Below are 19,890 nucleotides of genomic sequence, written 5' to 3'. Positions count from 1 at the left end.
CCATAAAAAATTGAAAAAAATTGTAAAAAATTGTTTTTTAAAAAATCAATATCTTTTAAGATGTTTATTTAATCTATATATGACGAGAATATTATGTTTTACTCATTTTTTTACGATTGAAACCCCTTCTGTCTTCTTTGTATTTCATGTGTTTTAGTATTATAATTATTCTTAAACTTATATGAAATCTTTTGTTAAACATATTATTTTTAAATTTGCTCTTAAATTTTTTATGGGGCTTGGAAGAATTCTCGGGAAAAAACAACTTATTACTGTTTCATCTTTTTTAGGAAGTTTATTATATTCTCTCTCCTGGAAAAGAAAGAATGTTGCCTTTGATAATTTAAAAATTGCTTTTGAACAACAATATAAAGAATCTGAACTGAAAAAAGTCTTAAAAAAGTTTATTCAAGAAATTATTCTCACTGCCCTTGAGATTGCCTTTATTGTAAAAAAGAAAGAAAAACTTGCTCAATGGGCTAAAGTTTCAGGCATTGAACATCTTGATGAAGCATTAAAAAAACGCAAAGGAATAATTGCATTGAGCGCGCATTTAGGTAATATTCCTGTCATGCTTGCATGGCTTGCTGAGAAAGGTTATCCTGTTGCTGTTCTTTTTAAAGAAGGGAAATATCTTCCCGAAGGATTTTTATACAATCTTATAAAATCTTATAAAATTTATCCAATTCCCTTTCGTTCTGATAGAGAAGTTCCTAAGGAAATAATAAGCGCTTTAAATAAAAATATGATTGTCTTTATACTTGCTGACCAAGCAAGACCTGGTATTTATGCAAAATTTTTCGGCAAGTATGTTCAGTGCCAGAAGGGTGCGTTTGTTATAGCACAGAGAAAAGGTTCTCCGCTTGTTCCGATTTTTATTGTAAGGGGAGAAAATGGGCATGAAATCAAAATTTATCCTGAGATAGAATTACAAAAACAAGTTGAAATCCTTATTGAAAAATATAACTGTCTTCTTGAAGAATTAATCAGAAAGTATCCTGAACAGTATTACTGGTTTCACAGAAGATTTAAGAGAATGAGGGTTCACTAAACTGCAAATGCCACAGTTCACTGTAAAGCCCTCCTTTTGCTAAAAGCTCTTCATGTGTTCCCTGTTCTATAATCCTACCTTTGTCCATAACAATAATTTTATCAGCCCGCTTTATTGTAGAAAGTCTGTGGGCAATAACTAAAGTTGTTCTACCTTTCCTCATCTGTTCAAGAGCTCTCTGAATTTTTTCTTCAGATTCAGTATCAAGGCTTGCTGTGGCTTCATCAAATATTAAAATCTTCGGCTCTCTTAAAATAGCTCTTGCAATTGTAATTCTCTGTTTCTGCCCACCTGAAAGCAAAATACCTTTTTCCCCAACCATTGATTCATAACCTTTTGGCAGCTTTATTATAAAATCGTGGGCATCTGCCATTATGGCAGCTCTCTCAACCTCTTCTTTGGTGGATGAGATATTGCCAAACTTTATATTATTGATGACTGAATCATTAAATAAAATAATATCTTGTGTCACAAGAGCTATTTGAGAACGAAGGCTATGAAGTGAAAAATCTCTTATGCTCACTCCATCAATTAATATATCACCTTCTGTTGGATACCAGAATCCTGCAAGTAGTTCTGTAATTGTGCTTTTTCCTGCTCCTGATGGACCAACTATAGCAACTGTTTCACCAGCCTGTATTTCAAAATTAATATCTTTGAGTGTATAATCTTTTGAAAGAGGATATCTGAATGAAACATTTTTAAAAACTATATGGCCATTTATTTCTCTTTTTTCGCCTTTTTCTGGCTCATGTTCAACAAATATAATCTCCCTAAGTCGCTCTATAACATTTCTTCCTCTTTGAAAGGAGGCATTAACACGACTAAGCCTTTTTAAAGGCGTATACATAAGAATTACTGCTGTTGCAAATGAAAAAAAGTCACCAGAAGAGATTTTATCATTAACAACAAGATACCCTCCATAAAAAAGAATAATAGCAACACCTATCCCTGCTATAGTTTCTGAAATAAGATTTGTAAATTCTTCTGTTCTTACTTCTCGCATAATATTTCTATAGTGTTCATGAAGTGCGTTCCTGTATCTTTGTTTCATGTCAGATTCCATGGTGAAAGCTTTTATTATCTTTATGCCCTGCAATGTTTCATGTAGAAGTGTTGTTATTTTAGCGATTCTAAGACGGGTTTTCATTCCAATATCTTTCATCCTTTTTCCAAATTCTGTCATAGAATAAAGCATCAATGGAATAACAACAAAAGAAAGCAATGCCAGATCCCATCTGCGATAAAAGGCAACACAGGCTAACACAATGACCGTAAGCCCTTCAACCAGAAAATCTTTGATAGTGTTTGAAACCGTGCTTTTAAGTAAGTCAGCATCATTGAGAACTTTAGAAATAAGATTTCCTGAACTGTCTCTGCAAAAAAATGACATTGGAAGCTTTAAAAGTTTTTCATAAAGCGCATCTCTGACAAACTTAACAATCTTAGAACCAACTGAATTCATAATATAATTATTAATAAAGGTAAAAACTCCTCTTAAACTAAAAAGAATAATAACCAGAAGAGGAATTAAATAAAGAAACTCTGCTGATTTTTTTATAAAAATCTGGTCCATTGCAGGTTTTACTGACCATGCAATAGCTCCATTGATTCCAGATATTGATAAACTGCAAAGTAAGGCAAAAAGAAGTCTTAGCCTGTGCTCTTTTATAAGTCTCCAGAAAACCGCAAAATCATCCAGCCATAATTTTTTAAACTTTATTTTGAAATATTTTTCTATTTCCATTGTTTTTCCCAAACTTTAGCGTACTTAAGAAATGAATAAAAACTGTAAAAAAATGCAAGAATAAAACCCCTTAAACCATCAAGAAATCCCAATTTTATAAAAAACATTTTAAAAAATGTAAATACAGGAGCAAAAAAAATCTTTAAAACTATCTTACATTTTGACGGATTCTTTTTTATTAACTCCAATGCTCCATAGGAAGAATAAATCTGCATTTTCTTAATAAAGTCTTCAAAAGTTTGATATGTATAATGTAAAATAGGTTCTTTTACGTAGCCCACTTTACCATTAACAATAACCTTCTCATGAACTTCTCTAATCTGCATTTTCCCTTTGTCTTTCCTAAATAGTCTTAGCGTATAATCTGGCCACCATCCGCTGTGTTTAATCCATTTCCCAAGAAAAAAATTTTTTCTTGGAATAAAATATCCATCAAAATCATCATTGCTTATTTTTTCAGTTATTTCCATTTTTAAAGCCTCTGTAACTCTTTCATCTGCATCAAGAATGAAAACCCATGGCAGTGTTGTCTTTTCAACAGCAAATTGTTTTTGGGTTGCAAAACCTTTCCATTCTAATTTATAAATTTTATCTGTATAGTTTTTGCAAATTTCAACTGTTCTGTCTTCACTAAAAGCATCTACCACAACAATTTCTTCAAAATCTTTTACAGATTCCAGAGCATCCTCAATATTTTTTTCTTCATTTTTTGTAATAATTGCAATAGAGATAGGGATTTTCAAAAAACTTAGCCTCCTATTGTGGACATAGGCCTTAAAGGCTTTGTATGTTCTGACATACCCTGAGGTTTTAAATGAATGGTTTTGATAATTGTTTCTCTTATCTCTTCTGTAGAGGCGCCGCTTCGTAAAATCTTTTTTATGTCCACTTCTTTGTCAGAAAAAAGACAAGGTCTTAGTTTACCATCAGCAGTTAATCTAAGCCTATTACATCTAACACATATATGTGTTGTCATAGGACTTATAAATCCAAGAAAACCCTTTGCTCCTGCAAGCATGAAGTACTCTGCAGGACCTGACTTCTTCATCTGTACTGGAATAAGTTTTCCGATTTTATTCTCTATTCTTTCCTTTATCTCATCTTTTGATATAAAAAGTTCCTTTTTCCACGCATTCTGACCAACAGGCATAAACTCTATAAATCTTATCTGATATTCTACTTTTTTACTCCATAGGGCAAATTTTTCTATTTCATCATCATTAATGCCTTTCATTACAACAACATTGACCTTAACAGGTTGTAAACCAGCATTTTTTGCCTCATCAATACCTTCAAAAACATCATCTATTAAACCCACTCTGGTTATGGCTCTAAATTTATTTTCATCAAGGGAGTCAAGGCTAACATTCACTCGTTTTAAGCCTGCATTATATAAATCTTTAGCAAACTTTTTAAGAAGAACTCCATTTGTTGTCATTCCAATGTCTCGTATACCTTCTATTCGTGCAAGTCTTTCAATAAAACTGACAATGCCCTTTCTTAGAAGAGGCTCACCACCTGTGATTCTTATTTTTGTTATCCCTAAATCTACGCCTATTTCAACAATTTTTAATATTTCCTCATAGCTCAATATTTCATGATGAGGTAATAAATTGGTTATGCCTTCTTCAGGCATACAATAAATACACCTAAGATTACATCTGTCAATAATGGAGACTCTTAAGTAATCTATATTTCTGTTAAAATTATCCTTCATTGTTTTGATTTAGTTTTTGTTTTAGATTTTGTCTTTGTTGATTTTTTCCCTGAATTCTGACTCTTAAGTATTTCTGCTATTTTTTGCTGAGCAATTTCTGCTTCCTTTGATTTAGGATATCTCTCAATAACTCTTTCAAATACAACTTTTGCTGTTTTTTTATCTTTCAACTCTAAAAATGCCATTCCTTCTTTAAGAAGTGCACCTGGTGCTTTATCGTGCTTTGGATATTTCTTGAGAAATTCTTCATAAGCAAGAATCGCATCTTCATATTTTTTTTCACTATAGTAAGTTTCTCCAATCCAAAAATATGAGTTGGGAAGAAGCTCAAAATCAGGATAATTCTTTGTAATCTCCTGAAATTTATCTCTTGCCGAGGCATATCTTTTTTCTTTTATGTCTACATGAGCGGAATCATATATTTCTTTGGGATTTTTTAATTGTCCTGGCGATATTTTCTTTTGTTCTGGTTCTTTCTGTGGAATAGGCTGTTGTGGCTGTGTTAGTTTAGCCTGTAATTCTGCGATTTTATCACTTAGCTCTTTAAATTTTTTGTCATTGCTGTAAGAGCTTTCTTCAAATCTTCCTTTCAGTATCTGTAATTCCTTTACATAATCCTGTGTCTGAGCAATAAGCGTGAGCTGTCCCTCCTTTAATGCTGTGGCTGTAGATAAGTCAGAAGACATCTTATCCATTCTCGTTTTAAGTTCAGAAACTTCTTGCTTTAGTTGACTATTTTCAATATGTAGTTTGGTAATATCTGCCCTTATTTGTTCATACTCACCTGTGGTAACACAACCAGACAAAAAAACAGCAGACACTATTGCAGTAAAAAATATCTTGCTTTTAATCTTTTTCATTTCCCCTCCTCTATAAAAACAAAGTGTGCCCTTCTATTTTTCTGCCAGCATGATTCATTTTGTTCTGTGCATAAAGGTTTTTCTTCGCCATAGCTTATTATATCAATCCTTGAGGATATGATTCCGAGAGTTATTAGATACTGCTTTGCAGAATCAGCTCTTTTTTGCCCAAGTGCAAAATTATACTCATTTGTTCCCCTTTCATCACAATGTCCTTCTATAATAACCCTGAGTTTAGGATATTTCTGTAGATAGGAAGCAACTTTTTTCAGTGTAGGCAAATCATCTTGTCTAACATCGTATTTATCATAATCAAAATGTATATCACCTATCTCTTCCTGAAGTTTTTTAATAAGTTCCGCCATTTGAGAAGTAGTAAAAGAAGGTTCTTCTTCTGATGGCTTTGTTTTTTCTATTTCAGTCCCTTCTTCTTTTTTTACTATTCCTGTAGTTTCCTTTCCATCAGGCATATAAATTTTCCTTTCAGCACAGGCAATAATCAAAAAAAGACAAAAGATAGCTAATAAAATAATTTTAATTTTCATTTTATGCCTCCAGAGAGCATTTTATTGGCAGGCTCTTTGATTTGTATCATATTTATATAATACAACAATTAATATTATTTGCTGACATAAAATTAAAATAAAATTTTAATATAGCCTTGAAATATCCGCAACAGATTTTAATAATTCTGATAAATGCTGTAATAATGCAAGCCTGTTTCTTTTAATTTTTTCATCTTTATCCATAACAAGCACATTATCAAAAAAGTTATTTATCGTAGGTGTAAGTTTGTGTAAATAGTTTAATGCTTCAAAAAATTGCTGAGAATTTAAATATTCATAAAGATTTTCTTTGTATTTTTCTATTTCATTAAAAAGTTTTTTTTCTTCTTCAGAGGAAAAAAGCTCAGGGTTCAATTCAAACTTTTCATAATTTTTAATAATATTTGAAACCCTTTTTACAGCAAGGAAAAATTCTTCAAAATCTTCCTTACTGCGGAACAACGATACTGCTTCAAGTCTTTTTTTAATCTCATAAACTGGTCTGATTAAAATGAAATCACTTATTGTTTTTATTAAATTAACATCATATCCTGTTGACTCAAGATAGCTTTCAAATCTCTGAATAATAAAAATTGAAATCTGCTCCTTTAATTTTTCATCAACAAATTCTTGTATCATACTTACAGTTTCTAATAAACTCAAGGAATATTTTTTCTTTAAAAGTATAGATATAATTCCATTTGCTGCCCTTCTTAAGCCAAAAGGGTCTTCTGTTCCTGATGGAATTTCACCAAGATAAAAAAAAGTTGCTATATGATCAAGTTTATCAGCAAGGCTTATGATGCATCCTATATCATTAGATGGAATTTCATCAGTAAATCCTTTTGGAAGATAATGTTCTCTTATTGCCAAAAAAACTTCATCTGGCATGCCTGCATTTTTAGCATAATATCCACCCATTATGCCTTGTAATTCAGGAAACTCTCCAACTACACCGCTTGCAAGATCAGCTTTACAATAATTTGCAGCAATCTTTACCAACTCTGTTTTTTCAGGAATTAATCTATCACTAAGTCTTTCAGCAATTCTTATAATCCTTAAACTTTTATCATAAAGACTTCCAAGCTTTTTATGATAAATTATCCCTTTAGTTGCCTCAAGAAGATTTACTAAGCCTTTTTTGAGGTCTTCCTCATAGTAAAATCTTGCATCCTCAAATCTGGCTTTTATAACTCTCTCAGCTCCTTTTTTAATGTTTTCCTCATTTTCTGCTTTTGTATTGCTTACAACAACAAAGTAATTTTTAAGTTTCCCTTCATTATCTATGATAGCAAAATATCTCTGATGGTCCTTCATAACTGTAATAAGTAACTCTTCTGGAAGTTTCAGATATTGCATGGAAAAACTGCATAAAACAGAATTTGGAAATTCAACAAGATAAGTTACTTCTTCAATAAGTTCATTATTCCATAAAATTTTTCCGTTTACTTTTTTAGCAAGCTCTTCAGCCTGAGTGAGTATAATTTTTTTTCTTTTTTCTGGGTCAACTATAACAAAAGCTTTTTCAAGAATAAATTCATAATTGTCAACTCTATCAATATTCAATGGATTTTCGGAAAGAAATCTGTGTCCTTGTGTTTTGTTTTCTGTTTTTATACCTTCTATCTCAAAAGAAATAAACCTATCATCATATAAAGCTAAAAACCATCTTACAGGTCTTATAAATCTTAATGTTCCTTCTCCCCATCGCATCATTTTAGGAAAATTTAGAGAATAAAAAAGATTTCTTAGAATTTCGGGAAGAACTTCTTCTGTTTTTTTGCCTTTTTTAGATAAAACTGCACATACATAGTTTCCTTTTCCTTTAGGTTTAATCTGAAGCTGGTCAACCTCAATACCTTGAGCCTTTGCAAAAGCATAAGCAGACTCCTTTGGCAAGCCTTTTTCATCAAAGGCAACATGCACAGGAGGTCCCCAGACTAATTTTTCCTCTGATGCCTGCTCTGAAGATAGTTCTGCCAGAAGGGTAAGTCTTCTCGGAGTTGCGTAAACTTTTATAGATTCCAACTCAATTCTATATTCAGAAGTAATTTTTTTAAAGTTTTCCTCTATTTGACTGATTGCTAAAGGAATAAATCTCGCAGGAATCTCTTCTGCTCCAATTTCAAAAAGAATTTTACCCATTTATTACTCCATACCTTTTAATTAAATAAGATTCAGCACAGGCTTTTGCAAGAGTTCTTACACGAGCTATATAATTGGTTCTCTCTGCCACAGACAAAACCCCACGAGCATCAAGGAGATTGAAAAGATGAGAACACTTAAGACAAAACTCATAAGCTGGGAAAACCAGTCCTAACTCCCTTAGACGATTTGATTCTCTTTCATATTCATCAAAATGTTTTTTGATTATTACTGGGTCTGAGTGATCAAAATTAAAGTATGAAAACTCTATTTCAGGCTGTTTGTGAATATCTCCATAAGTAAATTTTTCATTCCACTTTATATCAAAAACATTTTCCACTTCCTGAAGATACATGGCAATTCTTTCAAGACCGTATGTAATCTCAACAGATACAGGTTTTAAATCAATACCTCCAACCTGCTGAAAATAAGTAAACTGAGTTATCTCCATTCCATCAAGCCATACTTCCCAGCCAAGCCCCCAAGCGCCAAGAGTAGGGCTTTCCCAGTCATCTTCAACAAATCTTATGTCATGTTTTAAAGGGTCTATTCCAAGTGCTTTAAGGCTTTCAATATATACTTCCTGTGAGTTCTCTGGAGAAGGCTTCAGAATAACCTGATATTGATAATATTGCCCGAGTCTGTTCGGATTTTCTCCATATCTTCCATCTGTTGGACGTCTGCATGGTTGAACATAACCTGTATTCCAGCTCTCTGGGCCTAAAACTCTGAAAAAAGTAGCAGTGTGAAATGTCCCTGCACCAACTTCTATATCATAGGGTTGCAGTATCACGCATCCTTTCTGAGCCCAGTATTTATTAAGTGTGAAAATTATTTCTTGAAAATACATAGATTTTCATGATACTTTAGCATAGAGGCTTCTGTCAAATGTATCCCCGAGTTCTTATAGCAGGTGTTCGTGGTGGAGCAGGAAAAACAACTGTTACACTCGCAGTTATTTCAATTCTCAGAAAAAAGGGGCTGAAGGTTTTTACTTTTAAAAAAGGACCTGACTATATTGACAGTGGTTGGTTAAGTCTTTTTTCAGGAAATCCCTGTTATAATCTTGACACATTCATGATACCTCCTAACAAAATTCTTGAATCATTCACAGAAAGAGCAAAAGGAGATGTCTCTGTAATAGAAGGAAACAGAGGACTCTTTGATGGGCTTGATACAGAAGGCTCTGTAAGTTCTGCTGAACTTGCTAAGCTTTTAAAATGTCCAGTAATTTTAGTAGTTGACTGCACAAAAATAACCCGTTCAGTAGCTGCATTGATTAATGGGTTTATCACATTTGATAAAGAGGTTCAGATAAAAGGTGTCGTATTAAATCAAGTTGCCAATCCAAGACATGAAAAAATAATAAAAGAATCAATAAAGAAATACTGCTCTGTTGAAGTAGTCGGATCAATACCAAGATTTAAGGATTTAAAAATGCCTGAAAGACATATGGGGCTTTTACCCTATCAAGAACATGAAATGCAAAAAGAAGCAGAAGATTTCATAAACAGGGTCTCTGAATATTTAGATAAAGAAAAAATCTGGCAGATAGCAAAAAATGCTCAGGATATATCTGATATTCAGAAAAGTAATAAATTTAATATAAATGATGCTGGAATTAAAATCGGCGTTATAAGAGACAGAGTATTTCAGTTTTACTATGAAGAAAATCTTGAAGAATTAAAAAAATATGGGATGAAGCTCGTTTTCATTAATTCTCTTGAGGATAAAGCTCTTCCAGAAGTTGATACCTTATATATAGGAGGCGGTTTTCCTGAGACTAATGTTAAATTTCTTTGTAATAATCTTCCATTAATGAAAGACATAAAAGAAAAAGCAGAAAAAGGACTTCCCATATATGCTGAATGCGGTGGATTAATGTATTTATGTAAAAGCCTAATTACAGATGAAGGAGAATTCCCCATGGTGGGGGTCTTTCCATTTAGACTAAAGATGTTTAAAAAACCTCAGGCACATGGATATGTCATAGCTAAGGTAAATAGTAATAATCCTTTTTATGAAGAAGGAGTGGAGCTAAAAGGGCATGAGTTTCACTATTCAAAGGTGATAGACTATAATACTTTGCCTCACATGAGCTTTATTATGATGAGGGGCGAGGGAATCATAGAAAAAATGGACGGTGCCTGTTATAAAAATACACTTGGCACTTATGTTCATATTCATGCTCTTGGCTGTGATGATTGGGTAAAAGGTATCTTAAAAAGAGCTAAAATCTATAAGGAGTCAAAAAATGCCTAAAAGAGAATTGCCCACCTGTCTTTTTTGTGGAAGAGCAATAAATCCTCCTCAGGAAACTTTTACAGAAATAGGAGACGTAATATATGGGAAATGCGCCTGTGGTGCAATTTATGTATGCGAACCAACAGGTCATAATCAAGGAGATGCTCTGGTTGATGCCATGCTTCTTGCCTCTCCTGAAGGAATTGATAATGTTGAATTGGGAGTAAATTTTGAATTAAGAGAAAGAGACTATGACTTGAGAACTCATCAGTATGTTTATATGAAAACTTCACGTTTTAATGGAAGACTTTTTTTTATTAAAGCATTGACTGGAGGATTAAAGTCCGCTGTTCATGAAAAAATTAATATCAATAAAAAGGACTTTATATCCCTTCTTGAAAACTTAGATTTTGAAACAATTGAAAAAGCATCTTTACAAAATAAAAATATATTTGGATGGCTAATTTCTCTTTCTTATGATAAAGACAATCCCCTTTCATGGAAAGCAATAGAAGCAATGGGGCATGTAGCAAAAGCACATGTTTCTGCTCAAGATATAGAACCTCTCAGAAATACTATTAGAAAGCTTCTATGGTCAATGACCGATGAATCAGGTGGAATTGGATGGAGAGCTGCTGAGCTAATAGGCGAAATAATATATGCAGAGCCTTCACTTTTCAGTGATATAATACCAATACTGTGGTCACAAAGAGAGGAAGGAAGCTTTCTTGAAAGCGTTCTAAGAAGCATGATCAAACTTTCCAATAAAATCAATCTCAGTGATTATATAAAAATTAATAAAGAAGAATTAGAAAATCTTCTAATTCATGAAAATGATGAAATCAAGGCTCTTGCAGCAATTCTGATTAGCAAAATTAAAAGTCATATTCCTATTCCTGAGGATATTAAAAATATAATTTTATCAGTTTATACCAGAGGCAACATAATAAAACTTAAAACCTCTAAGGCTGAAAAATTTTTATAAAATTATAAACTAAATTTATTTGACTTTAAAACTCATTATACTTTAAAGTTGTTTTACTTTTTAAAATGCAAATATAACTTGAAGTTCTTTTTCTAAAGAAGTTAAAATATTTGCAAAAAAAACTAAAAGGAGGTTGGAAAATGCCTTACATTGAATTTAAGGGAAAGCAAATTGAGCTTGATGAGGATGGTTACATTCAGAATCTTGATGATTGGACACCAGAGCTTGCAGAGTATATGGCACAGCAAGATGGGCTTACATTAACTGAACAACATTGGGAAGTTATTAACTTCTTAAGAGACTATTATCAAAAATATCAAATTGCACCAATGATTAAAATTCTTGTTAAAGAAATGGCAAAGATGTTTGGACCTGACAAGGGTAATACAAAATATCTCTATGGATTATTCCCAGACGGACCAGCAAAGCAAGCCTGTAGATACGCTGGTCTTCCAAAACCAACAGGATGCGTATAATTTCTTTTATAAAGGGGCAGGAAACTGCCCCTTTTTTTCTACCGAAAGGGGGGATAACAAAACTAATTACAGGAGAAGGAGATGCCTATTAAAGACCTCCTTTCAAAAAAAAGGAAGGCAATAGTTAACAAATCCTTTGAATTAACCATAGCTACTTATCCTGAGGAAAGTCAGGGTTTTTTAAAAGACAGTTCAAGACAGTTTACTAATCCTATTGGATACAATCTTTATCAATCAATTGAACAGATAGTAGAAAAAATAATCAATGAAGAACCTATTGAAAGCTTTCTTTCTCCCTTAGAGGAAATAATTAAAATAAGAGCAGTTCAAGATTTTACTCCATCTCAGGCAGTAGGATTTATATTTCTTATCAAAAAAGCCTTTCAGGATGAACTTGAAAAGGAGATAGAACCTTTTCAAATATTGGATTTTCTCTCAAGAATAGATTCTCTCTCACTTATAGCTTTTGACATATTCATGAAGTACAGAGAAAAAATCTACGACCTGAAATCAAAGGAACTTATAGACAGAACATGGTGGATTTTAAAAAAATGGAACATTGTTTCAGAGATTCCAGACAAAACAGTACAAACCAAATAAAAATTAAAAAGTGAGGTAGGGTGAGATGGGTATAGGATTAGCTTTTATAATTGTTTTAGGTTTAATCCTTTTTGCCTACATAGGTACAGAACTTTTAGGCTTAAAAAGCCTATTCGCTGTTGTTTTCCCTTATGTAGCCCTGATTGTTTTCTTGATAGGCTTTATTCGCAGGATGGTCAAGTGGGGTAAATCTCCTGTTCCATTCAGGATACCAACAACAGGGGGACAGCAGTTTTCTCTTCCATGGATTAAGTATAGCAAAATTGATAATCCAGCTACAGGCTGGGGTGCGGCTTTAAGAATGTTTTTTGAAATTGCCTTTTTCAGATCTCTTTTTAGAAACACTAAAGCTGAGATAATGAATGGAAAACTCTATGTTGGTTCAAACAAATGGCTATGGATTGGAGCTTTAGCCTTTCACTATTCATTTCTTATTATACTTGTCAGGCACCTGAGATTTTTCATAGCTCAGACTCCCTGGTGTATATCTGTTGTTGACTCTGTAGATTCCTTCTGGCAGATAGGTCTTCCAATGGTCTATATGACTGATATAATTATCGGTGCTGCTCTTCTATATCTTCTTGGAAGAAGAATTTTCAATCCTCAAGTTAAATACATTTCTCTTCCATCAGATTATTTCCCTTTATTCCTAATTATTGGAATAATAGCTACAGGGGTGCTGATGAGATATTTTGCAAGAGTTGATATTACAGCAATAAAAGAACTCACCTTAGGACTTGCATATCTCAAACCATCAGTTCCTGAAGGAATAGGAAGCCTCTTTTACATTCATCTTTTCCTTGTAAGCGTCCTTTTTGCATATTTCCCATTTAGTAAACTTATGCACATGGGTGGAGTGTTCTTAAGTCCGACAAGAAATCTTGCAAATAATAACCGAATGGAAAGACATGTGAATCCATGGGATTATCCGGTTAAACATCGTCATTATGAAGAATATGAAGATGAATTTAGAGAAAAAATGAAAAAAGCTGGAATACCAGTAGAAAAGGAGTGAGACCATGGGACTTCCAAGACCAGAAGAATTAATTTCAAATGTTAATTTAAAGAAGATGCCATCCAAATGGTGGATGGATACTTTGCCAGTTGAATTTAAGCCTGGCTTTTACTGTTATGGTGCAAAGGGTAAAAATTTAGAGTATGTAAACTTCCCCAATGCAAGAGATTTTCATGTTACTGATGAAGACTGGAAACTTCCAGAGGACTGGAAGAAAATTGTCATTGAGGGAATTAAACAGAGGCTTGAGAGATTTAGAACCTTCCATGTATTCATGGATATCTGTGTTCGTTGCGGTGCCTGTGCTGATAAATGTCACTTCTTCATAGGAACCGGAGATCCAAAAAATATGCCTGTTCTTAGAGCAGAACTTTTAAGGTCCGTGTACAGAAAATATTTCACCTCTGGCGGAAAGTTATTTGGAAGAAATGGCGGAGCAAGAGACCTTGATATTGATGTTTTAAAGGAACTCTGGTATTACTTCTACCAGTGTACAGAGTGCAGGCGTTGCTCTCTTTTCTGTCCTTACGGAATTGATACAGCAGAGATAACAATAATAGCAAGAGAGTTGCTTAATCTTCTTGGGTTAAATACTGACTGGATATCAGGACCGGTTGCCAACTGTTACAGAACAGGTAACCATCTTGGAATAGAGCCTCATACAATGAAATCTACTCTTGAATTTATGTGTAATGATATTGAAGAGATTACTGGTATCAAAATTGAGCCCCCAATAAATAAAAAAGGTGCTGAAATTCTCTTTATAACCCCTTCAGGAGACCTTTTTGCAGACCCAGGAATATACAATGCCATGGGCTACATGATGCTTTTCCATGAACTCGGGCTTGACTACACATGGAGCACCTTTGCCTCAGAAGGTGGAAACTTCGGTTTCTTTACATCAATGGAGATGGCAAAAAGACTCCATTCTAAGATCTATGAAGAGGCAAAAAGACTGAAGGTTAAATGGATACTTGGTGGAGAATGCGGACACATGTGGAGAGTATGGCATCAGTATCATAATACATGGTATGGTCCTGTAGATTTTCTTGAAGAACCCGTGTCTCCAATTACAGGGACAAAGTTTGAAAATGCAAAATCAAATAAAATTGTCCACATAAGCGAATTTACAGCAGATTTAATAAAACACGGTGTTTTAAAATTTGACAAATCAAGAAATGACAACCTTATAGTAACCTTCCATGATTCCTGTAACCCCTCTCGTGGTATGGGAATTTTTGAAGAACCAAGATATATTATTAAAAATGTATGCAATCACTTTTATGAAATGCCTGATGAAACAATAAGAGAACAAACATTCTGCTGCGGGGGTGGTTCTGGATTAAACGCCGGTGAGATTATGGAACTAAGAATGAGAGGAGGCTTCCCCAGAGCCAATGCAGTAAGATATGTTCATGAAAAATTCGGCGTAAACATGCTTGCAAATATATGTGCAATTGACAGAGCAACGCTACCACCACTTATGGATTACTGGGTACCAGGAGTTAGAGTATCAGGAGTTACAGAACTTGTAGCCAATGCAATGATAATGAAGGGAGAAAAAGAAAGAACAATGAACTTAAGGATGGAGCCACTACCAGGAAAGGAGGAAGAGTAAAATGTATGATGGATGGAAAATAATTCTTGGCTTAGTAGTTTTTGTAATAATCGTAACGCTGCCTTTTACAATGAGTATAGGAAAAACTTATGTGCAGCCTAAACCAAGTATTGATACTCCTGAAATCCAAAAAATGGAAAAGAAACAATGTATTGAATCAAAACAGTATATGCGCGAAGCTCACATCAAGCTTCTCTATTCCTGGAAAGATTATGCTACAAGAGAAGGTAAAAGAGTTTATATAGCATCAGACGGCAAACAATACAATATAAGCCTTCAGAATACCTGTATGAAATGCCATTCTAACAAGGAAAAATTCTGTGATGAATGCCACAACTATGTGAGTGTTAAGCCCTATTGCTGGGATTGCCATATTGAGCCTAAGGTGGGAGGGTTAAAATGATAAGTAGAAGAGATTTTCTAAAGATAACAGCCTTCACTTCTTTGCTCGGCTTGGGTGGTGCATTTACTATTAATGCATTAGAAAAAGAGTCAGGGCAGAAAGTATTACAAGATATTAAAGCAATGAAGGGTAAGAGATGGGCAATGGTGATTGATACAAGGAAATTTAAAACTGAACAAGACTTTGAAAAAGTCATCAAAGCCTGTCATAAAGCTCACAATGTTCCTGAAATTATCAATCCTCTTCACGAAGTAAAATGGATATGGACTGATGATTATGAGCATTCCTTTGCTGGGACAGCAGAAGAATATATATCAGAAGAGATCAAACATAGAAAATTTCTACTTCTTTGCAATCATTGTGATAACGCACCCTGCGTAAGAGTTTGCCCTGTTAAGGCAACATTCAAAAGAGCTGATGGTATTACAATGCAAGATATGCATCGTTGCATAGGTTGTAAATTTTGCATGGCTGGATGTCCTTATGGTGCAAGAAACTATAACTTTCTGCCACCAAGAGACTATATCAAAGAATTAAATCCTGAATATCCAACAAGAACAATCGGCGTTGTTGAAAAATGCACATTCTGTAATGAAAGAATAGATAAAGGTCTTCTTCCATATTGCGTAGAGGCTTCAGAGGGGAAAATAGTATTCGGGGATTTATTTGACACTAAATCTGAAATCAGAAAAGTTCTTTCTGAAAATATAGTTATTCGCAGAAAAGTTGAACTTGGCACACAACCAATGGTTTTCTACATAATTTAACGGGAGGTAAGAGATGCTTGATTTAGCGTTAAAAGGCAAACCAAGATACTGGATTTGGGTATCCTTTTTAATAACAATGATACTTATTGGATTTATATGCTGGATGAGAGAACATCACATCGGCGCAGCTTTTACAACAGGATTAAGCAGAGATGTAACATGGGGATTTCATGTTGGACAATTAACCTTTTTTGTTGGTGTTGCTGCTTCTGCTGTACTTGTTGTTCTCCCATACTATTTTCATAACTATAAAACCTTCGGAAGACTGGCTGTAATTGGCGAGTTTCTTGCTGTTGGATGTGTTTTGATAGCCATGCTATCTGTTTTTGTTATCATGGGACAGCCTTCTCGTGTATGGAATGTCTTACTTCATGCTACACCTCATTCAATTATCTTCTGGGATATGGTGGTTCTTATAACTTATTTATCTTTAAATTTACTCTGTGGATGGACAGTTCTTCATGCTGAGAAAAAAAGCGCTCCACCGCCAAAATGGATCAAACCATTTATATATTGGGCAATTCTGTGGGCGCCCTCAATCCATACAGTAACAGCCTTTCTATATGCCGGTTTACCTGGAAGACCTCACTGGATGACAGCCCTTCAGGCAGCTCACTTTCTTGCCACCGCCTTTGCAGCAGGACCTTCATTGCTCATAATTCTTAGCATGATAATAAGAAAAGTCTCCAAGTTTGACCCAGGGCAGCAGGCAATCAACAAGCTTGCAGAGATAGCAACCTATGCATTAATAATTCATCTGTTCTTCATCGGGCTTGAATTCTTTACAGCATTCTACAGTCAGATACCTGATCACATGAAATCATTGATATATCTATATTACGGACTTGAAGGACACGAAAAACTTGTTCCATGGATGGCTATATCAACACTACTTGCATTTGTTGGATTGATTATTTTCATATTTCCGCCTCTTAGAAAATGGAATGTAACCAAATTGATTGCTGCTGTTTGCATATTTTTCTCAATATGGATGGATAAGGGATTTGCATTTGTAGTAAGCGGTTTTATTCCAAATCCATTTGACAGAGTAACAGAAGCATGGATTGCTTTAAATGAATTTCTTGTTGCTGCTGGCGTATGGTCAGTAGGTGCACTTGTCATAACTGTTCTTTACAAAATTGCTATTACAGTAAAAGAAAAGTCAGTTTTTGACAAATACGGGCAGAAACAGATTGTTGATTAAAAAAATTATTGGTTATAACTAATAGAGAAGCGGGAGACATTCTCGCTTCTCTATTTATTCTTCTCGTAAATTTTCTCTATTCTTGATGCCACTTTTTATTGGTTCACTAAAAATTAAAAAGAGAAGGCTTTTCCTTTAAAGATGCTCTTATGAATTCTCTGAATAAAGGATGAGGTTTAAAAGGCTTTGATTTAAATTCTGGATGAAACTGACATCCTAAAAACCACGGATGTTCCTTTAATTCAACTATCTCTACAAGTTGTCCATCAGGAGAAGTGCCGCTAAAAACAACGCCTTTTTCTTCAAGAATGGGAATGTATTTATTGTTAAATTCATATCTATGTCTGTGTCTTTCTGAAATTTCTTTTGTTTTGTAAGCTTCATATGCTTTTGTCCCTTCTTTAAGCATGCACGGATATGCGCCCAATCTCATTGTGCCACCCTTTTGAGATTCTATTGTTCTAATTTCATATCTGCCTGTTCTTGGATTAAACCATCTTTCCATAAGATAAATAACAGGATGTTCTGTGTCAGGATCAAATTCTGTAGAATGTGCATTAAGTTTTGCAAGATTTCTACTTAACTCTATAACTGCACACTGCATTCCAAGACATATTCCAAAGAAGGGAATTTTATTTTCTCGTGCATATCTTATTGCTTCAATTTTACCTTCAATTCCACGGCTTCCAAATCCTCCAGGAATCAAAATACCATGAGCGTCACTGAGATATATTTTTGCTCCGTCCTTTTCTATGTCCTCTGAATTTACCCATAATATGTTAACCTTAGAGTTATTAGCTATTCCTCCATGTATTAAAGCTTCATTAAGACTCTTGTAGGAATCCCTTAAACCAACATATTTACCCACCACAGCAATATTAACCTCAGTTTTTGGATTTTTAATCTTGTTTACTACTTCTTCCCATGCTGATAAATCCTCTAATCTATGCGGCAGAGAAAGTTTCTTTTCAATAAGAAGGTCAAGCCCTTCATTTTTGAAATTGAGGGGAACTTCATAAACTGTCTCTACATCGTGAGCAGAGATTACAGCATCAAAGTCAAGATTGCAGTGCAAGGCAATTTTTTTCTTAAGTCCATAAGGAATAGGTCTGTCTGCCCTGCATAGTAAAATATCAGGCTGGATTCCAATTGCTCTTAAACTATTTACACTGTGCTGAGTTGGTTTAGTTTTAAGTTCACCCGCACTCTTGATGTATGGTACAAGTGTTAAATGAATATAAAGAACATTTTCTCGTCCCACATCATATCTGAGTTGCCTAATTCCTTCAAGAAAAGGAAGTCCTTCAATATCTCCAACTGTGCCTCCAACTTCAACAATCACAATATCATATTCATTATCTCCTGCGGCAGATTTAATTGCTTCTTTGATTTCATCAGTAACATGAGGTATAACCTGCACAGTATGTCCAAGATAATCACCTCTTCTTTCTTTGGAAATAACATTAAAATAAATTTTCCCAGATGTATAATTATTAACGTGAGAGGTGGTTAAATGGGTAAATCTTTCATAATGCCCCAAATCCAAATCTGTTTCACATCCATCGTCAGTTACATAGACTTCACCATGTTCAAAGGGACTTAATGTTCCAGGGTCAACATTTATATATGGGTCAAGTTTCTGTATTGTTACTTTAAAACCCTTTGCTTCAAGAAGTGCACCTATGGCAGCTGCTGCTATCCCTTTTCCTAAGGCTGATACAACACCTCCTGTTATGAATATGTATTTAGGCATTTTTCTGCTACCTCCAAATCTTCTGGGGTATCTATTCCAAAGGAATCATATTCGGTTAAACCAACTTTAATTTTTATTCCATTTTCAAGTGCTCTTAATTGTTCAAGAGATTCTATTTCTTCAAGCCTTGACATGGGGAGTCCTACAAAATTTTTAAGAATTCTTACATTATAACCATAAATTCCAATATGCTTATACATAAAGTTATTCTTAGAAAAACCTTTTATGAACTTTTCTCTGTCAAAAGGAATAGGACTACGTGAAAAATAAAGAGCATATCCATTTTTATCAAATACTACCTTAACAATGTTAGGATTGAAAAAATCATCTTCTTTTTCAATACGCTTTGCAAGCGTACCTATTGAGTCATTTTCATTTTTCATTAAATCTATTAATTGATCAATCATCTCTTTTTTAATGAGAGGTTCGTCTCCTTGAAGATTTATTACAATTGAGCTTTCTTGTAAATTATATCCTTCCTGTAATAATTTATCAACTGCTTCAGCAATTCTATCTGTTCCTGAAGGATGTTTAGAGGATGTCATTATAGCTTTACCGCCAAAGGATTCTACAGTGTGTAAAATTCTACTGTCATCAGTAGCTACAAAAACTTCATCTATCATTTTAGAAGATTTAGCCCTCTCATACACATGCTGAATAATGGGTTTATTTTTTAAGAAAGCAAGAGGTTTTCCAGGGAATCTTGTTGAACCATATCTTGCAGGGATTACACATATAGTAACCATAACATTAATAATTA

Annotated in this window: 19 protein-coding genes; 10 read left to right on the top strand and 9 right to left on the bottom strand. The window is 34.0% G+C overall.

Annotation, left to right across the window (positions count from 1 at the left end; genetic code table 11):
* The first annotated feature begins 181 nt into the window (after positions 1-181).
* Positions 182-1,051: a lysophospholipid acyltransferase family protein gene (locus FLY87_RS08790; RefSeq protein ID WP_012545432.1), complete on the top strand. Its 870-nt coding sequence runs from the start codon at positions 182-184 to the stop codon at positions 1,049-1,051.
* Here the strand turns inward: FLY87_RS08790 and FLY87_RS08785 are convergent.
* The 7 genes from FLY87_RS08785 to FLY87_RS08755 all read right to left on the bottom strand — a co-directional run bounded on the left by FLY87_RS08785 (position 1,029) and on the right by FLY87_RS08755 (position 8,915).
* Complete coding sequence (locus tag FLY87_RS08785; RefSeq protein ID WP_141266970.1) at positions 1,029-2,798, bottom strand: ABC transporter ATP-binding protein; 1,770 nt, start codon at positions 2,796-2,798, stop codon at positions 1,029-1,031. The two genes, FLY87_RS08790 and FLY87_RS08785, sit on opposite strands and share 23 nt — an antisense overlap.
* Positions 2,789-3,541, bottom strand: a complete 753-nt coding sequence (locus FLY87_RS08780; protein ID WP_012546558.1) for a glycosyltransferase family 2 protein — start codon at positions 3,539-3,541, stop codon at positions 2,789-2,791. Before FLY87_RS08780 ends, FLY87_RS08785 begins: the two co-directional genes overlap by 10 nt.
* Before the next feature lie 5 nt (positions 3,542-3,546).
* Positions 3,547-4,515 (bottom strand): GTP 3',8-cyclase MoaA, encoded by a 969-nt coding sequence (gene moaA / locus FLY87_RS08775; RefSeq protein WP_141266968.1) that lies wholly within the window; start codon positions 4,513-4,515, stop codon positions 3,547-3,549.
* Complete coding sequence (ybgF, locus tag FLY87_RS08770; RefSeq protein WP_012545231.1) at positions 4,512-5,375, bottom strand: tol-pal system protein YbgF; 864 nt, start codon at positions 5,373-5,375, stop codon at positions 4,512-4,514. Before ybgF ends, moaA begins: the two co-directional genes overlap by 4 nt.
* Positions 5,372-5,920, bottom strand: a complete 549-nt coding sequence (gene pal / locus FLY87_RS08765) for a peptidoglycan-associated lipoprotein Pal (protein ID WP_141266966.1) — start codon at positions 5,918-5,920, stop codon at positions 5,372-5,374. The genes ybgF and pal overlap by 4 nt, the downstream gene beginning before the upstream one ends.
* 105 nt (positions 5,921-6,025) lie before the next feature.
* A complete protein-coding gene (gene glyS / locus FLY87_RS08760) occupies positions 6,026-8,065 on the bottom strand; it encodes a glycine--tRNA ligase subunit beta (RefSeq protein ID WP_141266964.1) in 2,040 nt (679 codons plus the stop codon).
* On the bottom strand, positions 8,058-8,915 hold the full coding sequence (locus tag FLY87_RS08755) for a glycine--tRNA ligase subunit alpha (RefSeq protein ID WP_012546794.1): 858 nt from the start codon (positions 8,913-8,915) through the stop codon (positions 8,058-8,060). Before FLY87_RS08755 ends, glyS begins: the two co-directional genes overlap by 8 nt.
* 38 nt (positions 8,916-8,953) lie before the next feature.
* On the opposite strand from FLY87_RS08755, the gene FLY87_RS08750 reads away from it, so the two are divergent.
* From FLY87_RS08750 to dsrP, 9 genes are all read left to right on the top strand, one after another.
* The gene (locus FLY87_RS08750) at positions 8,954-10,327 is read left to right on the top strand and encodes a cobyrinate a,c-diamide synthase (RefSeq protein ID WP_012545628.1); all 1,374 of its coding nucleotides are present in this window, start codon (positions 8,954-8,956) and stop codon (positions 10,325-10,327) included.
* Complete coding sequence (locus FLY87_RS08745; protein ID WP_012546340.1) at positions 10,320-11,294, top strand: DVU0298 family protein; 975 nt, start codon at positions 10,320-10,322, stop codon at positions 11,292-11,294. Before FLY87_RS08750 ends, FLY87_RS08745 begins: the two co-directional genes overlap by 8 nt.
* 140 nt (positions 11,295-11,434) lie before the next feature.
* Complete coding sequence (locus FLY87_RS08740) at positions 11,435-11,770, top strand: TusE/DsrC/DsvC family sulfur relay protein (protein ID WP_012546467.1); 336 nt, start codon at positions 11,435-11,437, stop codon at positions 11,768-11,770.
* 81 nt (positions 11,771-11,851) lie between these two features.
* Positions 11,852-12,370 carry an RsbRD N-terminal domain-containing protein gene (locus tag FLY87_RS08735; protein WP_141266962.1) on the top strand — a complete coding sequence of 173 codons (519 nt, stop codon included), beginning with the start codon at positions 11,852-11,854 and terminating at the stop codon, positions 12,368-12,370.
* A gap of 25 nt (positions 12,371-12,395) precedes the next feature.
* On the top strand, positions 12,396-13,385 hold the full coding sequence (dsrM, locus tag FLY87_RS08730) for a sulfate reduction electron transfer complex DsrMKJOP subunit DsrM (RefSeq protein WP_141266960.1): 990 nt from the start codon (positions 12,396-12,398) through the stop codon (positions 13,383-13,385).
* A gap of 4 nt (positions 13,386-13,389) precedes the next feature.
* Positions 13,390-15,003 (top strand): sulfate reduction electron transfer complex DsrMKJOP subunit DsrK, encoded by a 1,614-nt coding sequence (gene dsrK / locus FLY87_RS08725; RefSeq protein ID WP_012546048.1) that lies wholly within the window; start codon positions 13,390-13,392, stop codon positions 15,001-15,003.
* 1 nt (position 15,004) lies between these two features.
* Positions 15,005-15,406: a sulfate reduction electron transfer complex DsrMKJOP subunit DsrJ gene (gene dsrJ, locus FLY87_RS08720; protein ID WP_012546711.1), complete on the top strand. Its 402-nt coding sequence runs from the start codon at positions 15,005-15,007 to the stop codon at positions 15,404-15,406.
* Entirely contained in the window at positions 15,403-16,173 is a 771-nt protein-coding gene (gene dsrO / locus FLY87_RS08715) for a sulfate reduction electron transfer complex DsrMKJOP subunit DsrO (RefSeq protein ID WP_012546852.1), read from the top strand. The genes dsrJ and dsrO overlap by 4 nt, the downstream gene beginning before the upstream one ends.
* Before the next feature lie 13 nt (positions 16,174-16,186).
* Complete coding sequence (gene dsrP / locus FLY87_RS08710) at positions 16,187-17,377, top strand: sulfate reduction electron transfer complex DsrMKJOP subunit DsrP (protein ID WP_012545494.1); 1,191 nt, start codon at positions 16,187-16,189, stop codon at positions 17,375-17,377.
* A 106-nt stretch (positions 17,378-17,483) separates the two neighbouring features.
* On the opposite strand, the gene FLY87_RS08705 is transcribed toward dsrP, so the two are convergent.
* Together FLY87_RS08705 and kdsB are read right to left on the bottom strand one after the other, a co-directional pair.
* Entirely contained in the window at positions 17,484-19,130 is a 1,647-nt protein-coding gene (locus FLY87_RS08705) for a CTP synthase (protein WP_012546318.1), read from the bottom strand.
* Entirely contained in the window at positions 19,109-19,876 is a 768-nt protein-coding gene (kdsB, locus tag FLY87_RS08700; protein WP_012545187.1) for a 3-deoxy-manno-octulosonate cytidylyltransferase, read from the bottom strand. The genes FLY87_RS08705 and kdsB overlap by 22 nt, the downstream gene beginning before the upstream one ends.
* Positions 19,877-19,890: the final 14 nt, after the last annotated feature.

The sequence above is a fragment of the Thermodesulfovibrio sp. Kuro-1 genome (genome assembly GCF_006538445.1).
Taxonomy (GTDB): Bacteria; Nitrospirota; Thermodesulfovibrionia; order Thermodesulfovibrionales; family Thermodesulfovibrionaceae; genus Thermodesulfovibrio; species Thermodesulfovibrio yellowstonii.
This window is presented reverse-complemented; position numbering and strand designations above follow the sequence as displayed.